Raw genomic sequence first — 320 nt, forward strand, 5'->3', positions numbered from 1 at the left:
ATCGTTTCACCGTCGCAGACCGCCAGACCTTCGAGGGCGAGGCTCGCTAGCTCCCGCAGACGCGTCCTGTCCCGGCGCAGTTGCGCCCGAGCGTTCAACGCGGACCGTAAGCCGATGAGGGCGAGTGTGAGCAGCCCGACCCCCTCCAGGGTGTGGACGTCGAACTGCGCGAGCAGCGTCGTGCCGAAGCTCGTCGAGATGGCGACGTCGGTGGCATCACGCCCGCGGGCGATGACGACCCGCCCTATCCTTCTAGCGTCGTGCCGGGCGTCGAACGTGTACCAGCGTGGCCCCTGTGGGCCGTCGAGGTAGACCTCGAA

1 pseudogene is annotated in these 320 nt (G+C 68.1%); it reads right to left on the bottom strand.

What is annotated here, in order from left to right:
* Nucleotides 1-320: pseudogene (locus tag MKK68_RS11935) on the bottom strand (hypothetical protein); the annotation flags it as partial.

The sequence above is a fragment of the Methylobacterium sp. E-016 genome, assembly GCF_022829745.1.
Lineage (GTDB): Bacteria > Pseudomonadota > Alphaproteobacteria > Rhizobiales > Beijerinckiaceae > Methylobacterium.